The following is a 20602-nucleotide window of genomic DNA, read 5'->3' as shown; positions in this document are numbered from 1 at the left end:
TGGTGCGCGCGCGCCCCCCCCCCACTTAATACCACCCCGCCCGGTTTGTCGGGGGTGCGGCTCGGCGGGGGGGCGCGGGGGGGCCGGGGGGGGACGGGGCGGCGGCGGGGGCCCCCGCCGCCGGGCCGAGCCCGGTCAGGGGGCCTCGACGCCGGAGATGCGGTATTTGTGCACCTCGGCGCCACGGATCGCCACCGCCTGCTCCTCGGCCGGCCCCGCACCCCGGAAGGCCAGCAGCTGCGCGTCGGACTCCCAACGCTCGTAGACGTTGATCCGGCCCGGTTCGACCAGGTCGGCGCCGATCGCGAAGTCGACGCAGCCCGGCGCGGACCGCGCCTGCCGGACGACCTCGACGCAGTCGGCGAGGTAGGCGTCCCGCTCGTCAGGGTCGACGTAGAGACTGCCGGCGACGATGAGCACGTGACCTCCAGGGAGCGGACGGACCCGCACGATCAGGCGCGGCTGATCGCGTTGGCGTGGATGGCCTCGCTCAGGTACGCCGCCATCCCCGTCCTGATCCTCTCGAAGTACGCGGTGAACCGCTCGTCCGCCACGTACATGTCGGCCAGCCCCGTGTGGACCTCGTACGAGCACTCGTAGTACCAGCGGCTGATGAGCTGCCGGTGCTCCTCGGCCAACTCCATCGCCGCCGGGCTGTCCGCCGGCGCGCCGGAGGACATCACCTCGACGAACCGCCGCCCCCAGTCCTCGTTCTCGGCCTTGTTCCGCAGCCAGTCGTCCTTGGTGTAGCGGGACACGCGCCGGTTCGACTCCCGGTACGCCTCGGTGCCGCCCCACCGTTGCTCGGCTTCCTCGGCGTGCGCTTCCGGATCGAGGTCGCCGAAGACCTCGAACCGCTCCTGCGGGGTCAGTGCAATGTTCAACTTGCTCGCCTCCATCGCGAACTCGATCGCCGTGACCATCTCCTGGAGCCTCTTGATCCGTACGGTCAGCAGCTCGTGCTGGCGGCGCAGGTGCGTCGCCGGGTCACTCGCCGGGTCGTCGAGGATCGCGGCGATCTCCTCAAGCGGGAACCCCAGCTCCCGGTAGTAGCGGATGTGCTGCAACCGCTCCAGGTCGGCGTCGTCGTAGCGCCGGTAGCCCGTGCCGCTGCGGCCACTGGGCGAGAGCAACCCGATCTCGTCGTAGTGGTGCAGCGTCCGCACGGTCACCCCGGCCGACTTCGCCACCTGTCCCACCGTGTACGCCATGGTTTCCCTCCCTTCCGCCACCGAGGCTCCCGCCTGCCGTTACGTGAGGGTCAAGCCCGATTCTGGACCTGCGGACGACGTCCGGCAGGCGGGACCGGTCAGGCGGGTGGCGGCGGGGTCTGCCGGTAGAGGCTGACCAGCACGCCGTAGCGGTCCTCGCCCTCGCCGGCGTCCTCGGCGGTGTCGAGCAGCTCGCTGAGCGCGGCGCCGAGCCGTTCGGCCTGGGCCGCGGTGAGGCGCAGGTGGCGCAGGTGCAGCAGCGGCTCGCCCGGCGCCGCGGAGACCTCCTCGGCGACCGCCCCGAGCATCGCGGCGGTCGCGGCGGCGTGGCCGGGCGCCACGCGCATCCGTCGGGCGCTGCGCTGGTAGTACTGCTCGGTGCCGCCGCGGACCTGGCGGGTGTGGGCGACGCGGACCATGTCGGCGTCGCGCAGCACCTTGAGGTGGTGGGCCACGTTGCCCTTGGCCGCGCCGAGCGCCGCCGCGAGTTGGCTGATGGTGGCGGGGCGCTGCCCGAGCGCGAAGAGCAGCCGCTGCCGCAGTGGATGCCCGAGCGCCTTGAACTGCGCCGGGGTGGTGACCTCCAGCAGGTCGTCGAGCGGCTGCTCCGCGGGCGTCGGCGTCATGACGAAAGTGTCTACGTCTCTTGACGCTTTGTCAAAGCGCTGCTCTACTGCGGACATGACAACCCTCGACACACGGGAACAACCGGCATCACAGATCGAGATCACCGAGGTCGTCGAGCGCACCGCCTGGCTGGTCGGCGAGCACTACGTCTTCGCCGACGTCGCAGCCCGGCTCGCCGGGCTCCTGCGGGCGGAGGCCGACCGGCACCGGCAGGCACAGTCCTGGTCGGCGCTCGCCGACACGCTCACCCGGACACTCCAGTCGGTCACCGGCGACCGCCACCTGGGCGTGAGGTTCCACGACCGGCCGCTGCCGGAGGACGGCGGGGATCCGCTCGCCGACGCGCTGCCCGGGATGGCCCGGGCCAGCCTGGGCGGCATCCACCGGGTGGAGCGGCTGCCCGACAACGTCGGCCTGCTGCGGATCGAGCCCGCGCTGTTCTCCCCCACCCTGGCCGGGGAGGCGATGACCGCCGCGCTGCGCCTGGTCGCCGACGCCGACGCCCTGATCCTCGACCTGCGCGAGACGATCGGCGGCGACCCGGAGATGGAGGCGCTGGTCTGCGGGCACCTCTTCGACCGCCCGACGCACCTCTACACCATGCGCCAACGCCACCTGCCCGACCGCCAGTTCTGGAGCCCCGCACCGCTGGCCGGAGCCCGCTTCGGCGGCGACCGACCGCTGGCCGTCCTGACCAGTGCGACGACCTTCTCCGGCGGCGAGTCGCTCGCCTACGCGCTCCAGCAGCACGGCCGGGCCACGGTCGTCGGCGAGCGGACCGGGGGCGGCGCCCACCCCCGGACGGGGTTCCCCGTCCACCCGCACCTGCACCTCTCGGTGCCGGTCGCCAGCCCGGTCAACCCGGTCTCCGGCACCAACTGGGAGGGCACGGGCGTCGTTCCGGACGTCGAGGTGCCCGCGGCCGAGGCGCTCGACGCCGCCCACCGGACCGTCCTGCGCACCACCCCGCCATCACTCACCGCGACCTGACACCCCTCGTCACGCAGCGTCACGCCACGGCCGACGGCCGCACCGCCCTGTCGCCCCTTTGCTCTGCACCCATCACCGCACCACGGGTCTTGACCTGGACATGTCCAATCGGCGGGCAGTTCGCGCAGTTCACGCAGCGTGCCTGGCGCGTCGGTGGGTGCAGAGCAAAGCGCGGAGGGGTAGGCCCCGGCCACGCACGAAGGTAACGGAGAGTGGCGGCGAGTTCCGGCCACCTGGCGCTGGACCGGCGGCGGGAGCCCCGCCTGGGTCCGGGCGGGCGGGAGACCGACGCGCCAGCCGGTCAGGCCCACTCCTCGTCGGGGTCGCCGTACACGTCGGCCGAAGAGGCCGCCGCGACCGCGCGGTCGGTGGAGCCCGAGGCGGGGCCACGCGACCCAGGCGCAAGGGCCGGGCCGGGGCCGGGCAGCGCGGGGGCCGGGCCGGAGCCGGGCAGCGCAAGGGCCGGGCCGGGGTCCGGGGGCGCCGGCGCGGGAACCGGTGGGCCCCCGTGGGTCCACGGGGTCTCCTCGACGGCGGGGAAGGTCCCCGCCGGCATGAAGGAGTCCGACAGGGTGGTGTAGCAGAGCCGCTCCCCCACCTCGGGCACGGTGCCCGGCGGGGCCGTCAGCCCCCGGCCCATCCCGCCGGAGAGCTCCAGCACCACCTCGGTCTTGCCGTCCGCCGCCGGAGTCACGAAGACCACTCTGGCCTTCTGCGCCGGCCGGGCCGGCGAGTAGAGCGTGGCGCCGACCGGCATCGGCACCGGCTCGGTGGTGACGAGCTGGACGCGGGGACGCAGCACCGGCCGCTTCCCGGTGTCGTCCACCCGCTTCGGGTCGGCCAGGATCACCTCGCCCACGAACGCCTCGCCGGTCAGCCGGTGCTCCGCCATCACCAGCGGGTCGTCGTAGGCTCGCTGGACGGCGTACGAGGTCAGGGCCCGTTCCAGCCGGTGCAGCCGCTGGGCGGCGACCACCGCCCCGTCACGGCGGGGCTGCGGCGGGCCGCCCGCGTCGACGTGCTCGGCGTACCCGGTGAAGGCGTCCTTGTCGCCGTCCCACCGGCCGGCCACCCGGGCCCCCGGCGGCAGGCCGCGCAGCAACCCCACGCCGCGCCACATCAGCTCCCAGGTGGGCGCGAGCTGGTCGCGCAGCAGCCGCTCCAGCTCCGCGTACGCCCCGGCGCGCGCCTCCGCGTCGTCCTCGGCGGCGGCGTACGCGGCGATGGCCGGGGCGAGGCGGTGGTTGTCGAAGTCGGGGTCGGTGGCCGGCCCGGCGGGCGGGCAGAGCGCCGGGTCCTCGGCCCGGGCCGCCGCCTCGGGGCCGGTGAGCCCGGCCGGCGGGTCGATCCAGCCGAGCAGCGCCGGCAGGTGCAGGTCCTCCACCACGCTCTGCCCGGTGGCCCAGTGCAGGGTCAGCGCGTCGGTCATCGCCACCAGCGCCGACGAGCCGGGATGCTCGGCCCGCTCGGCGAAGAAGGTCAGCCAGCGCCCGAGCACCGGCACCGACGGGTGCACCGGATACTCCCCGTCGGGGCGACGGAAGCGGGTGGAGCGGCCGAGCAGCCGCAGGAAGGTCACCCCGGCCGGGTTCGGCACCAGCAACTGCGGGGCGTCGACGTACCGGTACCGCACGTCCCTGCCCCGGTCCACCGGCACCGCCTCGGCGACCCCCCGGAACCCGTCCAGGTACGGCAGCACGGTCGCGGCCAGTTCGGCGGCGAACCGGTACCGCTGGTCACGGTTGCGGGGCTGCGGCACGATCAGCAGCCGCGCCGCGTCGGGCGCGTCGCCGACCAGCGCCGCCAGCGGGGCGTTCGCCTCGCCGGCCATCGCCAGCGGCACCAGCACCAGCGGGCGCTCGGACAGATGCAGGTGCCGGACGGTCGCCACCGGCTGGGCCACCCCGGCGGCGAGCGCCTGCGCCCTGGCGAGCGCGCGGAGCGTACTCATGCGGGGGTCCCGGCGAGGGCGTCGGCGCGCAGCCGGGCGGCGGCCCGCAGCAGCGCGGCGGCCTCCTCCTGCCCCGGGTCCGGCGTGCGCTCGCCGGCGGCCAGCGCGAGCACCTCGTCGACGTCCGCGATCCCGCCCAGCGCCTCCCGGACCGGCCGGCCCAGCGCCCCGCTGTGGCCGCGCGCCTCGTGCCGGCAGAAGTACGCCAGCTCGCAGGCCGCCAGGCACTCCGGCGCGTAGCGGGCCTCCACCCGGGACAGCGCGGCCAGCAGCGCCGTGGGCTCGGCGGCCAGGTCGGCGGTGAAGTCCTCGGGCACGGTGGCCAGCAGCGCGTCGAGCCGGGCCATCCGGTCGAGCTGCCGGCGCAGCACCAGCAACTGCTTGCGCACGTCGACCAGGCTGGCCACCGGCTGGTTGGCGAAGTCCCGCGGGCAGACCAGCACCACGTCGTGCGACACCAGCTCGGGATCGTGGCCGGCGGACGCGAGCAGCTCGCGCAGGGCCAGCACGTAGACGGCGGCCTGGGTCGCGGCGGCGGACACCTTGGCCGCGTCGGCCTGACCGTCGACCACCGGGAACGACTTGATCTCGACCACGTGGAACCGGCCGGCGAGCCGGGCGGCGACCAGGTCCGGCTCCAGGTGCACCCGGCGGCCGGCGACGTCCAGGCCGAGCAGGGGATGGTCGAACAGCGCGGCGGCGTCGCCCGTCCCGTCGCCGGGCGTGGCCCCGGTCAGCAGCTCGGCGGAGCGCCGGTGCCGGGCTGCCGTGTCGTCCTCGACGCCGTCGCCGAGGTCCGTCCAGGTCGCCGCCGCCGGCACCGGTACGCCCAGCCGCTCGGCGACCAGCCGCAGCAGCTCGGCCCCGCCGTCGGCCTTGACCTGCGCCTCGAAGGCGTTGCCGCGGGTGATGGCGAACCGGGACTGCCCGAACCGGGCGGGGAAACCGATCCGCTCGGCCAACTTCGGCTTGTCCACCCCGGCGCCGTCCAGCACGGCCCGTCGGGTGCAGCCCGGGTTGCCGGTCAGCGCGGCGATGGTGCGGGCGTTGTGCCGCCTGGGTGGCACACCGCCGCGGATCGCCGCCAGTCGCTCCTCGCTGCTCGTCACGATCCGCCACGATAGGCGGTCCCCGCCGGTCGCGCCGGGCGACGCCCCGGCGGGAAGAGCGCGGGACGCCGCCCGGTGCGCGCGTGCCCGGCCAAACCGCGCCGGAGCCCGGTCAGGCCGAGCCGGAGAGACCGGCCAGGAGCGCGGAGCCGCCGCAGCAGACCACGCCGAGCACGAGGAGGATGACCAGCAGGATGCTGTAGTTCGACCACATCCCGAACTTCGTCACGTCGGCGCCGTGCCCGTCGTGGACGCGGTTGCGCCACCCGCCGAAGCGGAACGACAGGTGGTGCACCGCGCCGGGATGGGCGACGAGCGCGGTGGTCATCACGGGAAAGCCCATGAAGTCTGTGTAGCGGACGTCGTGCGGGCCCGCCGGGACGGCCACGTGCCAGGTGCCCTCGCCGGGAATCGGCACGGCCCGGCGGTCGACCTTGAACTTGCTGGTCGAGGGGGCGGGGACGAGGTACGGCCCGCGGTTGACCGAGACGGCCAGCACGGCGTGGCCCGGGGGCGGCGGGATCGGGTGGGGGTACGCGACCAGCGGGGTGACCGCGCCCGGCCCCGGCGGGTACGACGGGTGAGGGGGATACGACATCGGCACATCCTGGCACGCCCCGGCACGCGGGCCGGGGCGCGCGCTGTCGGGCCGGCTGACGCCGGCACAGGTCACGCGGCGGTCACCGGCCGGAGGAGCGGTTCCAGGGCGAGCGGGGCAGGGCGGTGCCGGCCGTCGGGCGGCGGTCCCGGCGACGCCGGCGGCACCCCGGGGTGCAGGGCGGCCGGGAGACGGTGTGCACGGGCGCCGGGGCGGGAGCGGCGGGTTGCCGGCCGATCAGCCAGCAGAGGAAGCGGGCCATCGGTGGGCTCAGTCGACCGCGAGGCGCTCGGCCTCGGACCTGGGGAGGTCGTACTGGGCGCCGCAGAAGGTGCACTGCTGCACGTAGCGGGTGCGGATCGGGATGATCGGGACGAAGAACAAGCTGAACTTCGTCGACCGGCGGGTGATCACCTGGGCGGCGTGGTTGCCGCAGTTGCGGCAGACCTGCCGCACCACGCCCGACCGGCTGACCTTGGTGCGGAGCCCGAAGATGAAGAACATCGCCCGGCAGTACCCACTGCCGGGCCCGCAATCACCCCCCGACCGGGGTCAGGAGCGGGAATTCCCGGCGGACGGCACGGCCGACAGCCCGCGCAGGAAGGCCAACCCCTCGACGGCGAGCGCGTCGGGGCCGGTGGCGAGCGGTCGCCACACGGACATCGGCACGGCCAGGGCCGGCGCCGTGAACGACTCGATGCTCAGCTGGCCGGAGTAGTCGATGTCCGCGAGGGCGGCCAGCATCGCCGGCCAGTCGAGGTGGTCCCCGCCGGGCGCGCCGCGGTCGTTGCCGCACACCTGCACGTGGGCGAGCCGGTCACCGGCCGTCCGGATGGCCGCCGGCAGGTCGCGTTCCTCGATGTTCAGGTGGAAGGTGTCCAGCGCGAGCCCCAGGCCGTCGATCCCGTCGACCACCTCCAACGCCTGCTCGACGGTGTTGAGCAGGCTGGTCTCGAACCGGTTGAGCGGTTCGAGGGCGATCGTCACGCCCCGCTCGGCGGCCTCGGCGGCCAGGGGCCGGAGCCGGTCCACGAGGCGCGCCGTGGTGGCGCGGCGCGCGTCCGGGTCGAGCAGCCAGGTCCGACCGGCCGGCGCGTAGAGCGGGCCGGCCACGACGGCGGCCCCCACCTGGTCCGCGGCCCGCAGGCAGTGCCGGACGAAGTCCTCGGTGAGCCGTACGACCTGCTCGTCGTCGGCGAGCAGGTCGTGGTCGGGCAGCAGGCCGGCGCAGACGGCGGGGGCCAGGTCCAGCCCGGCGAGCAGCTCCGCGGCCACCGTGGGATCCCAGTCGCCCGGGGCCTGGATCGGCAACTCGACGGCGTCGAAGCCCCACGCCTTGATCCGTGGGGCGAGTCGGGCGAGCGCCTCGTCGGTCAGCGGCGCGACCCACGCCCACGTGTTGATGCCGATCTTCATGCCCGCCCTCTCACCCTCCACAGTCGACGGAATCCGTCGACTGTAGAGGATCGTGGGGCGCCACGGCCGGCTGACACCGGGGCATCCGCTCGTCGGGAACGAGCGGATGCCCCTGCCGGTCCCGTGGCCGCCCGCCGCGACGGCAGGCACGACGACCGACGATGAGTACGTCGCTGTCAGGCGTCGCTCATCTGCCGGTCCCAGTCGTCGCGCTGCTGCTCGCCGGAGTCGTCGCGCTTGTCGTGGCCCCGGTCGTCACCCTTGTCCTGGCCCCACTCGTCGCGCTCCTCGTCACGACCCCGGTCGTCACCCTTGTCGTGGCCCCGGTCGTCACCCTTGTCCTGGCCCCACTCGTCGCGCTCCTCGTCACGGCCCCAGTCGTCACCCTTGTCGTGGCCCCGGTCGTCACCCTTGTCCTGGCCCCACTCGTCGCGCTCCTCGTCACGGCCCCAGTCGTCACGCTTGTCGTGGTCCCGCTCGTCGCTCTTGATCTGGCCCCGGATCTCGCCCTTCGGGTACTTCTTGGTGTGCACGTTGGCGTACGTGACGCCGGCCTCGATCGCGTCGACAAGCTCGTCGAACTCCCCGGGCTCGATGCCCTGGTCGGCGGGGCCCACCACGTCAGCGGGCCTGATGGTCCCCTCGATCCTGGCAGGGGCGGGAGGGCATGCCTGGACGCCCTGTGGCGCGCCACCCTTCGCGTCCTTGAGGTTCGAGCAGAGGAAGGCGGCGATACCGCCGCTCTGGTGTCTTCCTCCGAAGTGGATGTGCGCCTGTTCGACGTCCTTCAGGTCGTCGTAGCTCAGCCGCCACCTGATCTCCTTGTTCCGTTCGTCGATGTGCGCCTCGAACCGGCCCGAACCGGGCGTGGAGATCGTGAGCGGGTCCTCCTGGTAGCCGCTGAGCTTCGCCCGCACGGTGTCCTCACCGCGCCGCGAGTCGTCCCAGTCCCACGAGTTGTGCGACCCTCGCGATTCGTGCTTGTCGCGCGAGTCGTCCCGTCCGTCGCCCATGGCGGCGTTTCCGGCGGCGACCGCCGCCACCGCCGCGCCGGCCGCCACCGCAACTGCCCACAGTCGAGTACGTCCCACCATCACTGCTGCTCCTTCCTAGGCGATGCCTGGCCCAAGCTCACGGACGGCCGTCGACCGATCCGTCGGAGGCGCAGGCGGAAGGCGCCGTTCAGCCGAGAACGGAGTCACGATGCCGACGGCTCAGGCTGAGCAGGCGCCCCTATGGTGAAATTGTCCCATATTCCCCATATGCCGTCGCGGCTTCCCCGATCCGACCGTGAGAGACTTTCGCGACCTGTGGACCGCCTACACCGGCTCCGCGACGCTTGGACAGGCAAGAGCCCCCTGCACCCCGATGGGGTGACAGGGGGCTCTCGCTCCCGAGGTCAGCTCGTCGCCTGGGCGACCTCCGGCTCCAGGCCCGGCACCTCGGCCGGGAGCCAGATGGGCTGCCAGTCCTTCATCTCGTGGAAGCGGCGCAGCTCGAACAGCCCCGAGAGCGACCCGGCCCAGCCCGCGTACGGGGGGTTCTGCTCGTCGAAGCCGGACTGCACGAAGGTCAGCTTCGTCTTCCCCTGCGACTCGGCCAGCTCCCAGGTGCTGACGCCGATCGGGCCCCAGTCGACCGAGAGCTTCCGGCCGGGCTCCAGGTCGACGACCTTGGCGGCGTGGCCGGACTCGAAGCCACCCATGGCGTAGCGGCCGCCGACCCAGGGCTCGATGCCGATCGGGTAGCCGAACCAGGCGCTGGCCTGCTCGGAGTCGGTCAGCGACTCGAAGACCTTGGCCGCCGGCGCGTCGATCAGCACCTCGCCGCGCAGCTCGGCGGAGGTGAAGTCGACCTTCGGCAGCAGCGGGTCGCCCTCCAGGTGGGCGGCCAGGTTGGCGAGCGACAGGCTCCAGAAGGTCTGCAGCACGCCGCGGATGCTGCTGCCGCTCATCGTCTCGGCGAAGTCGAAGTGGCTCTGGGTCAGCGTCAGGACCGTGCTGTCGGGCCCCTCGGCACGCAGGGCGAACTCGGTGGTGGTCTCGACCCCGTCGAGCAGCCAGGCGAAGCGCAGGGTGTCGTCGTCGACGTGCAGCAGCCGCTGGTGCGGCGCGTCGCCCTCGGGGGTGTGCCGGCCCCAGAACTCGTACCGGTGCGGCAGCTCGACCTCGGCGTGCTCGGCGAGCCAGACGCGCAGCTCGGCCGGGTCGGTCAGGGCGCGGCGGACGGTCGCGACCGGCGCGGCGAGGCGGACGGGCACCTTCATCGGTTCACTCACGGTCTTTCCCCTTCGGATAACAGGCCACGGCGAGCTTGAAGGCGTCGCCCTCGGCGCCGCCGTAACGCGTGAAAAGGTCCTGCAGGGTCGTCTGCAGGTCGTGCAGGAACTGCTGGCGTTGCTCCGCCGGCACCCGGATCTCGCCGGCCACCCCCACCGAGGGGAGTTCGGGGGCGGCGCGGTCCAGCCCGGCGATGTCGGCCTGGACCTCCTCCATCAGGTCCAGCAGGTAGCCGAGGCTCAGCTCGTCGCGGGCCCGGCGCAGACCGATCCGGCCGACGAGCCGGGGCGACAGCCAGTAGGACCGGGCGGCGGCCTGGTAGATGCCCTCCGTGATGCCGCGGACCTTGCGCTCGCTGACCTGCTCGGCCAGCCCGGCGGCGACGAGCTGCTTGACGTGGTAGTAGACGCGCTGCGGCGTCTGCTCCAGCCGGGCGGCGACCTCGGTGCAGGTGCGCGGCTCGGCCAGTTGCCGCAGCACCTCGACGCGCTGCGGCTTGAGCAGGACCTCGGCCTGCTCCATCTGCTCCAGGTACAGGACATCTCTCATGGCAAAATCAGTTTGTACGTACAAAATTTGTTTGTCAATGGGTTCGACGAAAGCCGCGCCGGCCGGCCGGCGCGGCTTTCGTCCGGATCAGGGCAGCCAGTCGGGGCGCAGCGGATAGCCGCTCGCCCCCTCCGGGCCGTTGCGGGTGGCCAGCACCTGGTGCAGCTGGATGCCGTTACGCTCGAACGCGAGCCGGGAGCCGGCCATGTAGAGGCCCCACACCCGGGCCGTGCCCGGCCCCACCTCGGAGACGCAGAAGTCCCAGTGCTCCACGAGGTTGCGACACCAGCCGGCCAGCGTCAGCGCGTAGTGCCGGCGCAGGTTCTCCTCGTGCTGCACCTCCAGCCCGACGTCGTGGATCTCGCTGATCACCCGCCCCGGGCCGGCCAGCTCCCCGTCCGGGAAGACGTACCGGTCGATGAACGCGCCCGAGCGGTGCGGCGCGTGGTTGTCGGCCCGCGTGATGCAGTGGTTGAGCAGCCGCCCGTCCGGCCGCAGCCGGTCCCGCAGCGCGGCGAAGTAGGCCGGATAGTTGCGCACCCCGATGTGCTCCGTCAGCCCGATCGAGGAGACCGCGTCGAACTGCTCGCGCGGCGCGTCCCGGTAGTCGAGGTGGCGCACCTCCGCCAGGCCGGTCAGCCCCTCCCGCTCGATCGCCGCCCGGGCCCACTCGGCCTGCGCCCGGGACAGGGTCACCCCGAGCGCCCTGACGCCGTACTCGCGGGCCGCGTGCCGGACCATGCCGCCCCACCCGCAGCCCACGTCGAGCAGGCGCATCCCGGCCTTGAGCGCGAGCTTCTGCGCCACCAGGTCGTACTTGGCCGCCTGGGCCTGCTCCAGCGTGTCGTCGGGCGAGCGGAAGACCGCGCAGGTGTACGTCATCGACGGGCCGAGCACCTTCTCGTAGAAGGCGTTCGAGACGTCGTAGTGGTGGGAGATCGCGGTGCTGTCCCTGATCCGGGAGTGCCGCAGCCCGTTCACCAGCCGCTTCCAGCGCGGCTGCGCCTCCTGCGGCGGGGGCGGCGGCGGCATCAGCCGCTCCCAGCCCAGCCCGCGCACCAGGGCCAGCGCCTCGGCCAGCGGGGGCGTACGCAGCCGCAGCTCGTCCTTGAGCACCCGCAGCGCCTCGTACGGGTCGCCCGGGTGCACGCCCTGCAACGCCAGGTCGCCGCTGACGTACGCCCGGGCCATGCCCAGGTCACCAGGGGCGGTGAGCAGATAGGTCAGGCCCCGCTCGGAACGGATCGACAGGGTGATCCCGGCGTCGGCCGGGCCCACCGCGCTGCCGTCGTACCCGGTGACCCGCACCGGAAGGCCCCCGGTGGTCAACGCGCGGACGACGTCCGCCACGCGCGGACCCGGGCGTCGGCCCCCCGCCGGCGGGGAGGCGGGAGCGCTCGCCGCTCCCTGGTCTCGATCGGTCAGGCTCATCTTCGTGCTACCGCCTTCTCGTACAGTCCCGTGAGCCGGTGGTCCGGGTCGTAGCGGTCCTTCACCGCGCGCCACGTCGCGCCGCCGTAGAGCCGGTCGAAGGATTCCCGGTCGTAGTACGCGTCGGAGTAGAGCGACTTGTGCCCGCCCAGCTCCGACACCATTCGCTCGATCACCCGGTTGACGTCGCCGTCGGCGGCGCCGCCCGCGATCGGCACGCTCCCCCAGAAGCCGATGTTCACATAGTCCTGCCCGGGCCGGAGGGGATACAGCGGCCAGGCGCGGGCCGATTCCGGGCCGGCCGGCTCGCGCAGCCGCAGCGGGCACAGCCAGACCGGGGTCATCCCCACGGCCTTCGCGAACCAGCGCAGGAACTCCGCCGTCCGGTCCAGCGGGATCTCCACGTCCTGCACCACCCGCTCGCGCGCCGGCTGGCCGCGCAGCCGGTCGATCCGGGCGGCCACGCCGTGCCGGTGCTCCAACCGGACCAGCCGGTGGTAGACGTCGCTGCGCCGCCACCGCGCCGGCCAGATCCGCCGGACCACGGGGTGCTGCACGCCGAACGCCGCCGAGCACCAGAACCAGTCGGTGTCCCAGCGCCAGAGATAGTCGTACGTGGTCAGGGCGTCGCCTGTGCGCCGGCGCAACGACCGGTAGTAGATGTCCTGACCCGTGTAGTCGCTGACGTGCGGGGCGTCATCGGTGAAGGCGCCGAGCACCAGGTACGCCTCGCCGGGGCTGAACATCACCCCGTCCATCGCGTCGACGGCCTCGCCCGCCCAGGAGCGGGTCGCGGTGACCTCGGCGACCGCGTCGGTGAGGGCCTCCAGCCGGGTGAACCGGACGTTGCGCAGGGCCACGAAGCGGCGTACGAGCTGCAGCTCGATGCGCAGCCGGGTGGCGTAGCCGAGGCTGCCGAGCGAGTTGGGGAAGGCCGCGAAGAGGTCGGCGTGCTCGCCCTCCGGGCGGGCCGTGACGACGTCGCCGGCCCCGGTGAGCACGTCCAGTTCCACCACCGACTCGTGCGGCAGCCCGTTGCGGAACGAGGTCGACTCGATGCCGAGCCCGGTGACCGCCCCGCCGAGGGTGATGGTGCGCAACTGCGGCACCACCAGCGGCATCAGCCCGTGCGGCAGGGTCGCGTCGACGAGGTCCTCGTAGGTGCACATGCCCTGCACGTCGGCGGTGCGGGCGACCGGGTCCACATCGAGCACGCCGGTGAGCCCGCTGACGTCCAGCCCCGGCACGCGGGGGGCGGACCGGGGGCGGAACAGGTTGGAGGTGCGTTTGGCGAGCCGGACCGGTTCGCCCGCGGGCACCGCCGCGTACGACCGTCGCAGCTGGGCCACCGCGCCGTCGTGGTCGACCGGGTGATGATCCACACGCACCGCGCACATGAGATCACTGTACGCTCCCGCCGCTCTTCCGCGTGGGATGTCCACGGTGGCCGTTTCGCGCCGCGACCGCCGCGCCGTCGCCTGTGGGGCGGTGGATCCGGCGGTTCCGGACCGACGACCGCGTGGCCGCGCGGGTCCCGGCGGCATAGCGTGGGAGCCATGCCGAAAGCTGTGTGGAACGACATCGTCGTGGCCGAGAGCGACGACACCGTGCTGGTGGAGGGAAACCACTACTTCCCGCGTACCGCCCTGCGCGACGACCTGGTCCGGGAGTCCGACACGCACACCGTCTGCCCGTGGAAGGGCACCGCCTCCTACTACACGCTCGTCCACGACGGGCGGACCAGCCCCGACGCCGTCTGGTACTACCCCGACCCGAAGGCGGAGGCGGAGATGGTCCGCGACCGGGTCGCGTTCTGGAAGGACGTCCGGGTCGTCGACTGAGCCACCCGCCCGCACCGGCGGCCGGAGCAGCAGTGGACGGTCGCCGACCGTCAGTCCCGGTAGCTCCACGCCCGCCGGCCCCCGGCGGCGACCGCCGGGGCCGGCGCGGGCGGCACCTCGCGGCGGCGGCGCAGCAGCAGCGACAGCACGGCCGCGCCGATCGACAGCGCCCCCGCCACGTACCAGGCCGGCGCGTAGTCGCCGAGCCGGTCCCGGACCAGCCCCGCCCCGGTCGCGGCGAGGGCCGCGCCGACCTGGTGCGCGGCGAAGACCCAGCCGAAGACCACCGCGCCGGACGCGCCGAAGTACTCCCGGCACAGCGCCACCGTGGGCGGCACCGTGGCGACCCAGTCCAGCCCGTAGAAGACGATGAAGACCAGCATGCTCGGCTCGGCCGTGGCCGCGAAGAGCCCCGGCAGCACCAGCAGGGAGCCGCCGCGCAGCGCGTAGTAGGCGCCCAGCAGCAGCCTGCTGTCCACCCGGTCGGTCAGCCAACCCGAGGCGACCGTGCCGACGATGTCGAAGAGCCCGACCAGCGCCAGCAGCCCGGCGGCGGTGGTCTGCGGCATCCCGTGGTCGTGCGCGGCCGGCACGAAGTGCGTGCCGACCAGCCCGTTGGTGGTCGCGCCGCAGATCGCGAAGCCGCCGGCCAGCAGCCAGAACGGCCGCGTCCGGGCCGCCTGCGCCAGCGCGCCGACGGCCCGCGACGCCGCCCCGCCCGCCGGCGGCGTCGGGGGCACGACCTCGGCCGCGCCGTAGGCGGGCAGGCCGAGATCCGCCGGGTGCTCGCGCAGCAGCCACACCACCAGCGGTACGACCGCCAGCGCCGCCCCGGCGACCACGAGCGCCGCCGCCCGCCAGCCATGCGCGTCGACGAGCATGGCGACCAGCGGGAGGAAGACGAGCTGGCCGGTCGCGCCGCCGGCGGTGAGCACGCCGGTGACCAGGCCGCGGCGGTGCACGAACCAGCGCCCGGTGACGGTCGCCACGAAGGCCAGCGCCATCGACCCGGTGCCGAGCCCGACGAGCACGCCCCAGCACAGGACGAGTTGCCAGCTCGCGGTCATGAAGACGGTCAGCCCGCTGCCCGCCGCGACCGTCAGCAGCGCGCCGGTGACCACCCGCCGGATGCCAAACCGGTCCATCAGCGCGGCGGCGAACGGCGCGGTGAGCCCGTAGAGCAGCAGGTTGACCGAGACCGCGGCGGAGATGGTGGCCAGCGGCCAGCGGAACTCGGCGTGCAGCGGATGCAGCAGCACCGAGGGGGTGGCGCGGAAGCCCGCCGCGCCGACCAGCGCGACGAACGCGACGGCGGCGACGGTCCAGGCCGGGTGCAGGCGACGAGGTCGGGTCACGGCTCGAGTCTGCGGATCGGGCCGGCCGACGACGAGTGGCCGGAAAGCCATCATGCGCAATAATCGGGCCATGACCGTCCGCCCGCACCGGATCGCCGTACTCGCCACCGACCAGGTCGTCGGCCTCGACCTCGGCACCCCCGCCCAGGTCTTCGGCACCGCGCGCGACGCCGACGACGTACCGCTCTACCTGGTCGACACCTGCACCGCGGGCGCCCTCCCGGTGCGCAGCACCGCCGGCTACCAGGTGCTCCCCGACCACGGGCTGGAGTTGCTGGAGGCCGCCGACACGGTGGTCGTCCCCGGCATCCACGGCGGGCCACCGCTGCGCGACGGGACGCTCGACCCGGCGGTGGCGGACGCGCTGCGCGGGGCGTACGCACGGGGCGCCCGGATCATGTCCATCTGCACCGGGGCGTTCGTGCTGGCCGCGGCCGGGCTGCTCGACGACCGGCGGGCCACCACCCACTGGGCGTACGCCGACCGTTTCCGGCGGCTCCACCCGGCCGTGGACCTCGACCCGGACGTGCTCTTCATCGCCGACGACCGGGTGCTCACGTCGGCCGGGGTGGCCGCCGGGATCGACCTCTGCCTGCACGTCATCCGCACCGACCACGGCAGCGAGGTGGCCAACCGGGCGGCCCGGCGTTGCGTGGTCCCGCCGTGGCGCGACGGCGGCCAGGCCCAGTACATCGAGCGCCCGGTGCCGAAGACGGCGGACGCGGGCACGGCCGGGGCGCGGGAGTGGGCCCGCCATCGGCTGCACGAGCCGGTCAGCCTGCGCGACCTGGCCGGGCAGGCCCGGATGAGCGTGCGGACCTTCACCCGGCGCTTCCGCTCCGAGACCGGGATGAGCCCGGCGCAGTGGCTGCTCCAGCAGCGCACCGACCACGCCCGGCTACTGCTGGAGACGACCGACCTCACCGTCGACCAGGTCGCCCGACGCTCGGGCTTCGGCACCGCCGCGGCGCTCCGGCAACAGTTGCACCAGCGCATCGGCGTGACCCCGTCGACCTACCGCCGCACCTTCCACCACCCCTGACCCCTCGCCCTCCCCTCCCCGCGCCCCGCCCGCCCACCGGCCATCTCCCCGCGATCTTGCGCTTTCGGCCCGGCATTCGCCCTCTTTCACGCGGTTTGTCGGGGCGACAGGTGCGAGATCGCGGAGTGGGACGGGTCAGGTCAGGGGGTGCGGAGCATGCGGAGTTGGGCCAGGTGTTTCGGGAGATGGACGCGGGTGTGCAGGTCGAGGGTGCGGCCCCAGGGCAGGGTGTCGTCGACGACCAGGTCGAAGCCCTCGCGCAGGTGCGTCTCGACCGGGGTCTCCGCCGCCGGGCCGAGCCGCTCGGTCAACACGCAGAGCTTCTGGCTGGTGGCCCGCAGCAGGGTGGCCAGCCCGTCCAGCCCGCCGCACTCGACGACCAGCGCGTCCACCTGCGGACGGTGGATGGTCTCCAGGTCGTAGTACGCGAACGGCGAACCGGCGATGACCGCCTCCGTCGCCTCGGTCATCAGCTCGTCGTTGGCGGCGAGGTGGGCGACGATCTGTTCGGCGCTGAGCTGCCCGGCCGGCGGTGGCCCGAACCCGCCCGCGTCGACCTCGGCGAGCACCTCCTCGTACGCCCCTCGCAACGCCCCGCTGTCCATGCCCCTCAGTGAATCCCGCCCCGCGCCGTCCGCCCCAGCGTTCCCGCACACGGTTCACCCGGACGGGGCACACCGGGACCTCGACCTGGAGCCGGCGGACGGCGAACGCGGCCAACGGCGACCGGGACGCCGGCCTGTGGTCCACGGGCGCTGTCGAGCTGCCAGCGGGGTCAGCGGCGACGGGACTGGCGGGCGCGGAGGTAGTCGGCGACGACGTACTCGCCGAGGTCCTCGAGGTCGGGGGTGAACATGCGGCCCTTCGAACGGCGGGCGACGGCGTCGACGAAGCGGCGCAGGCCGGGGTCGTCGCCGAGCATGAACAGGTTGAGCGTGGCGCCGTAGCGGGTCAGCCGGTCCACCTCGCGGACGGTCGCCTCGATCGTCTCCGGCAGCGGCGGCCAGTGGAACAGCGCCTCCCCGTCGTCCGGGTCCAGGTGGGCGGTCGGCTCCCCGTCGGTGACCACCAGCACCACGGGCTCGGCGCCCGGGTGCCGGCGCAGGTGCCGGCCGGCCAGCCGCAGCGCGTGCTGGAGGTTCGTGCCCTGCCGCATGTCCGGCTCGACGGCGGCCAACTCCTGCTGGGTCAGTGGCAGCGCCTCCCGGCCGAACCCGACGATCTGCAGCGCGTCCTGCGGGAACCGGGTGGCCATCAGGTGCGCCAGCGCCAGCGCGGTCTGCTTCATCGGGCCCCACCGGCCCTGCGAGATCATCGAGTAGGAAAGGTCGACGCAGAGCGCCACCGCCGCCGACGCCCGCCGTTCGGTCTCCACCACCTCGAAGTCCTCGACGGCCAGCTGCACCGGCACGCCCGTCCCGGCGCGACGGACGGCCCGGGTCAGCGTCCGCACCACGTCCAGGGGCTGCTCGTCGCCGTACTCCCACGGGCGGGAGCCCCCGCTGACCTCGCCGGCGGCGCCCGCCGAGCGCAGGTCGTGCTGGCCGCGCGGCCCGGCCGTCAGGTCGGCGAAGACCCGCCGCAGCGCGGTGCCGCCGAGCCGGCGCAGCGCCTTCGGGCTCAGGGTCAACCCGTCGGCGTCCCGGCTCACCCATCCCTGCCGGCGCAGTTCCCGCTCCAGCTCCCGCAGCCGGCGTACGTCGTCGGCGGCGTCCCGGCCCAGCGTCCGGGCCACCGCGTCGACGTCGACGTCGTCCAGGGTGGCACCCGGGTGCTCCTGGTCGAGCTGGTCGAGCAGCTCGTCCAGTTCGGCGATCTCGCCGAGCGCGCCGGCGGCCTCGCCGTAGCCGAGCGGCCGGTCGCCGCGCACCCGCTCGGCCCGGCCCCCGTGCAGGTCGGGCCGGAGCGCACGGAGGTTGGCGTCCAACGCGGCCAACTCCCCGGCGAGCCGGTCGCCGAGCGACTGCCGCATCAGGCCCGCCAGTTCCTCCCGCTGCCGGTCGGACAGCGAGCGCAGCAGCCGCTCCCCGGCGGCCGACCGGCGGGCCAGCACGTCGACCAGCTCGTCGACGTCGGCCGGCTGCTCCGGGAAGAACTCGCCGTGCCGGCGCATGAACTCGGCGAACGCGTCGGTGGTGTCCTCGGACCGGGCGTGCCGGGCCAGCAGGTCGTTCAGGTCGCGCATCATCTCGGCCAACCGCCGCTGGGCGGCCGGGTCCGCCGAGGCACGCACCGCGTCCCGCAGGCCGGCGAAGCGCTGGCCCAGCACGTCGTCGCGGAGCCCGTCCAGGATCCGCTGGTACGTACGGCGCGCCTCGTCGCTGGCCCACCCGTAGCCCGCCAACTCCGCCACCGCCCGGGCGGTCGAGCGGGGAAGGTTGTCCAGCACCGCCTCGGCGAACCGCGCGGCGTCGCCGTCGCGCCCGCGCAGCTCGTCCCGCTCGGCGGCGAGCGCCTGGTCGAGCAGGGCCCGGGCCCGGGTGACCGCCCCGTCCAGGTCGCCCCGGCGCAGCGCCTCCCGGCGCAGCCGCCTCGCCCGCGCGGCCAGGTCGTCGAGGCCGCCGCGCCCGTGCGGGCCCCGGCGCAGCAGGTCGCGCAGCGCCTCCCGGAGACTGCCGCCGGCCAGCACCTCCGCGCCGACGGCGTCCACGGCGCCCCGCACGTCGTACGGGGGCGCGAGCGGGTCGGGGCCGCCGCGCCACTGCCCGTACCGGAACCGGCTGCCGGCCATGCTCAGGCCCGACCGCCGTAGCGGGTCCGGCCGGAGTCGGTGACGTCCTTGCCGAGCCGGCGGGTCAGGTGCAGCCCCTCCAGGACGAATTCGACGCCGGCGGCGGCCTGCTCGGGGGTGGGCGCGTCGCCCAGGCCGAGCCGGTCCAGCGCCTTGGCGAGCCCGGGGACGGTGCCCACCTGGCGCAGCAGCTCCGCCGAGCTGACCAGCTCGCCGGTCTCGATCACGGCGTCCTCGTCGACCAGGGCGGTGAAGCCGGACAGGTCCAGGCCCGCCAGCCGGGCCCGGAACGTCTCGGCCGTCGCGGTCCGCAGCAGGTGGCCGAGGATCTCGACCTCCCGCCCCTCCTCGCCGCTCTCGAACTCCACCTTCCCGCGCAGGGTCGACGTCACCGACACCGCGTCGCCCACCCGGGCCACCGGCGCCTCGGGGCGCACCCCGTCGGCACCGGCGGAGAGAAGGCCGGCGCGCCGCAGCGCGGCGGCGGCGACCGTCTCGGCGGCGGCGATCGCGAACCGGGCGGAGACGCCGGAGCGCGGGTCCACCGACGGCGACTCGCGTACCGCGCGGGCGAACCGCGCGAGGACCTCCAGCACGTGCTCCGGCACCTCGGCGACCGGGTCGGCCTCCTGCCGGATCAGAGCCAGCTCCAGGTCGAGGTCGGCCGGATAGTGGGTGCGGACCTCCGCGCCGAAGCGGTCCTTCAGCGGGGTGATGATCCGGCCCCGGTTGGTGTAGTCCTCCGGGTTGGCGCTGGCGACCAGGAACAGGTCCAGCGGCAGCCGCAGCTGGTAGCCGCGGACCTGGATGTCCCGCTCCTCCAGCACGTTGAGCAGCGCGACCTGGATCCGCTCGGCCAGGTCGGGCAGCTCGTTGACCGCGAAGATGCCCCGGTTGGTGCGCGGTACGAGACCGAAGTGGATGGTCTCCGGGTCGCCGAGGGTGCGCCCCTGGGCGATCCGGATCGGGTCGACGTCGCCGATCAGGTCGCCGACGCTGGTGTCCGGGGTGGCCAGCTTCTCGCCGTAGCGCATCGAGCGGTGCAGCCAGGCGACCGGCAGGTCGTCGCCGGCCTCGGCGACCAGCGCCCGGGAGGCCGGGGTGAGCGGGTGCAGCGGGTGCTCGTTGAGCACCGAGCCGGCGATCACCGGGGTCCACTCGTCGAGCAGCCCTGCCAGCGAGCGGATGAGCCGGGTCTTGCCCTGGCCCCGTTCGCCGAGCAGCACCATGTCGTGCCCGGCGAGCAGCGCCCGCTCGACCTCGGGCAGCACCGTGTCGTCGTAGCCGACGATGCCGGGGAAGCGGTCGGCGCCGGAGCGCATCCGGGCCAGGAGGTTGTCGCGGAGTTCCTGCTTGACCGTGCGGTACGCGTGGCCGGCCGCCCGCAGCGCGCCGAGCGTGCCGGGTAGGTCGGCCGGTGGGACCGGGGTAACCGGGGAAGGCGCAGTCACCCCAACCACGCTAGCTCACGG

General features: G+C 74.2%; 20 protein-coding genes. 3 read left to right on the top strand and 17 right to left on the bottom strand.

Annotation, left to right across the window (positions count from 1 at the left end; genetic code table 11):
- Window positions 1-135 precede the first annotated feature (135 nt).
- The 3 genes from AB0L34_RS03190 to AB0L34_RS03180 form a co-directional block, all read right to left on the bottom strand.
- A complete protein-coding gene (locus AB0L34_RS03190; protein WP_363701432.1) occupies window positions 136-420 on the bottom strand; it encodes an antibiotic biosynthesis monooxygenase family protein in 285 nt (94 codons plus the stop codon).
- 32 nt (window positions 421-452) lie between these two features.
- Entirely contained in the window at window positions 453-1211 is a 759-nt protein-coding gene (locus tag AB0L34_RS03185) for a MerR family transcriptional regulator (protein ID WP_363701430.1), read from the bottom strand.
- Window positions 1212-1309: 98 nt separating this feature from the next.
- Window positions 1310-1837, bottom strand: a complete 528-nt coding sequence (locus AB0L34_RS03180) for a winged helix-turn-helix domain-containing protein (protein ID WP_357455024.1) — start codon at window positions 1835-1837, stop codon at window positions 1310-1312.
- Between the two features lie 55 nt (window positions 1838-1892).
- On the opposite strand from AB0L34_RS03180, the gene AB0L34_RS03175 reads away from it, so the two are divergent.
- Window positions 1893-2828, top strand: coding sequence for a S41 family peptidase (locus AB0L34_RS03175; protein WP_363701428.1), 936 nt, complete (start codon window positions 1893-1895; stop codon window positions 2826-2828).
- Window positions 2829-3129: 301 nt separating this feature from the next.
- On the opposite strand, the gene AB0L34_RS03170 is transcribed toward AB0L34_RS03175, so the two are convergent.
- The 10 genes from AB0L34_RS03170 to AB0L34_RS03125 all read right to left on the bottom strand — a co-directional run bounded on the left by AB0L34_RS03170 (window position 3130) and on the right by AB0L34_RS03125 (window position 13558).
- On the bottom strand, window positions 3130-4779 hold the full coding sequence (locus AB0L34_RS03170; protein ID WP_363701426.1) for a hypothetical protein: 1650 nt from the start codon (window positions 4777-4779) through the stop codon (window positions 3130-3132).
- Window positions 4776-5888 carry a hypothetical protein gene (locus AB0L34_RS03165; protein ID WP_363701424.1) on the bottom strand — a complete coding sequence of 371 codons (1113 nt, stop codon included), beginning with the start codon at window positions 5886-5888 and terminating at the stop codon, window positions 4776-4778. Before AB0L34_RS03165 ends, AB0L34_RS03170 begins: the two co-directional genes overlap by 4 nt.
- A 112-nt stretch (window positions 5889-6000) precedes the next feature.
- The gene (locus AB0L34_RS03160) at window positions 6001-6486 is read right to left on the bottom strand and encodes a hypothetical protein (protein WP_363701422.1); all 486 of its coding nucleotides are present in this window, start codon (window positions 6484-6486) and stop codon (window positions 6001-6003) included.
- Window positions 6487-6756: 270 nt separating this feature from the next.
- The gene (locus tag AB0L34_RS03155; protein WP_363701420.1) at window positions 6757-6990 is read right to left on the bottom strand and encodes a zinc-ribbon domain-containing protein; all 234 of its coding nucleotides are present in this window, start codon (window positions 6988-6990) and stop codon (window positions 6757-6759) included.
- 48 nt (window positions 6991-7038) lie between these two features.
- A complete protein-coding gene (locus AB0L34_RS03150; RefSeq protein ID WP_363701418.1) occupies window positions 7039-7902 on the bottom strand; it encodes a sugar phosphate isomerase/epimerase family protein in 864 nt (287 codons plus the stop codon).
- A gap of 176 nt (window positions 7903-8078) precedes the next feature.
- Window positions 8079-8996, bottom strand: coding sequence for a CHRD domain-containing protein (locus tag AB0L34_RS03145; RefSeq protein WP_363701416.1), 918 nt, complete (start codon window positions 8994-8996; stop codon window positions 8079-8081).
- A gap of 305 nt (window positions 8997-9301) precedes the next feature.
- Window positions 9302-10180: an SRPBCC family protein gene (locus AB0L34_RS03140; protein ID WP_363701414.1), complete on the bottom strand. Its 879-nt coding sequence runs from the start codon at window positions 10178-10180 to the stop codon at window positions 9302-9304.
- Window positions 10173-10730 (bottom strand): helix-turn-helix domain-containing protein, encoded by a 558-nt coding sequence (locus tag AB0L34_RS03135; protein WP_357455050.1) that lies wholly within the window; start codon window positions 10728-10730, stop codon window positions 10173-10175. Before AB0L34_RS03135 ends, AB0L34_RS03140 begins: the two co-directional genes overlap by 8 nt.
- Window positions 10731-10817: 87 nt before the next feature.
- Complete coding sequence (locus AB0L34_RS03130) at window positions 10818-12161, bottom strand: class I SAM-dependent methyltransferase (RefSeq protein ID WP_357455053.1); 1344 nt, start codon at window positions 12159-12161, stop codon at window positions 10818-10820.
- A complete protein-coding gene (locus AB0L34_RS03125; protein ID WP_363701412.1) occupies window positions 12158-13558 on the bottom strand; it encodes an FAD-binding oxidoreductase in 1401 nt (466 codons plus the stop codon). The genes AB0L34_RS03130 and AB0L34_RS03125 overlap by 4 nt, the downstream gene beginning before the upstream one ends.
- A gap of 159 nt (window positions 13559-13717) precedes the next feature.
- On the opposite strand from AB0L34_RS03125, the gene AB0L34_RS03120 reads away from it, so the two are divergent.
- On the top strand, window positions 13718-14002 hold the full coding sequence (locus AB0L34_RS03120) for a DUF427 domain-containing protein (protein WP_363701410.1): 285 nt from the start codon (window positions 13718-13720) through the stop codon (window positions 14000-14002).
- A gap of 50 nt (window positions 14003-14052) precedes the next feature.
- Here the strand turns inward: AB0L34_RS03120 and AB0L34_RS03115 are convergent, their stop codons facing one another.
- Entirely contained in the window at window positions 14053-15357 is a 1305-nt protein-coding gene (locus tag AB0L34_RS03115) for an MFS transporter (RefSeq protein WP_363701408.1), read from the bottom strand.
- A gap of 52 nt (window positions 15358-15409) precedes the next feature.
- On the opposite strand from AB0L34_RS03115, the gene AB0L34_RS03110 reads away from it, so the two are divergent.
- Window positions 15410-16399: a helix-turn-helix domain-containing protein gene (locus AB0L34_RS03110; protein ID WP_363701406.1), complete on the top strand. Its 990-nt coding sequence runs from the start codon at window positions 15410-15412 to the stop codon at window positions 16397-16399.
- Between the two features lie 140 nt (window positions 16400-16539).
- Here AB0L34_RS03110 and AB0L34_RS03105 read toward each other — a convergent pair whose 3' ends face one another.
- The 3 genes from AB0L34_RS03105 to AB0L34_RS03095 form a co-directional block, all read right to left on the bottom strand.
- Window positions 16540-17004 (bottom strand): hypothetical protein, encoded by a 465-nt coding sequence (locus AB0L34_RS03105; protein WP_350703116.1) that lies wholly within the window; start codon window positions 17002-17004, stop codon window positions 16540-16542.
- A 170-nt stretch (window positions 17005-17174) separates the two neighbouring features.
- Window positions 17175-19130: a VWA domain-containing protein gene (locus AB0L34_RS03100; RefSeq protein ID WP_363701404.1), complete on the bottom strand. Its 1956-nt coding sequence runs from the start codon at window positions 19128-19130 to the stop codon at window positions 17175-17177.
- Window positions 19131-19132: 2 nt separating this feature from the next.
- Window positions 19133-20590 carry a magnesium chelatase gene (locus tag AB0L34_RS03095; RefSeq protein WP_363701402.1) on the bottom strand — a complete coding sequence of 486 codons (1458 nt, stop codon included), beginning with the start codon at window positions 20588-20590 and terminating at the stop codon, window positions 19133-19135.
- Between the last annotated feature and the right edge of the window lie 12 nt (window positions 20591-20602).

The organism is Micromonospora sp. NPDC052213 (genome assembly GCF_040679695.1).
GTDB lineage: Bacteria > Actinomycetota > Actinomycetes > Mycobacteriales > Micromonosporaceae > Micromonospora.
The sequence above is the reverse complement of the archived record's forward strand: the minus strand, read 5'-3'. Positions and strand labels throughout refer to the sequence as shown.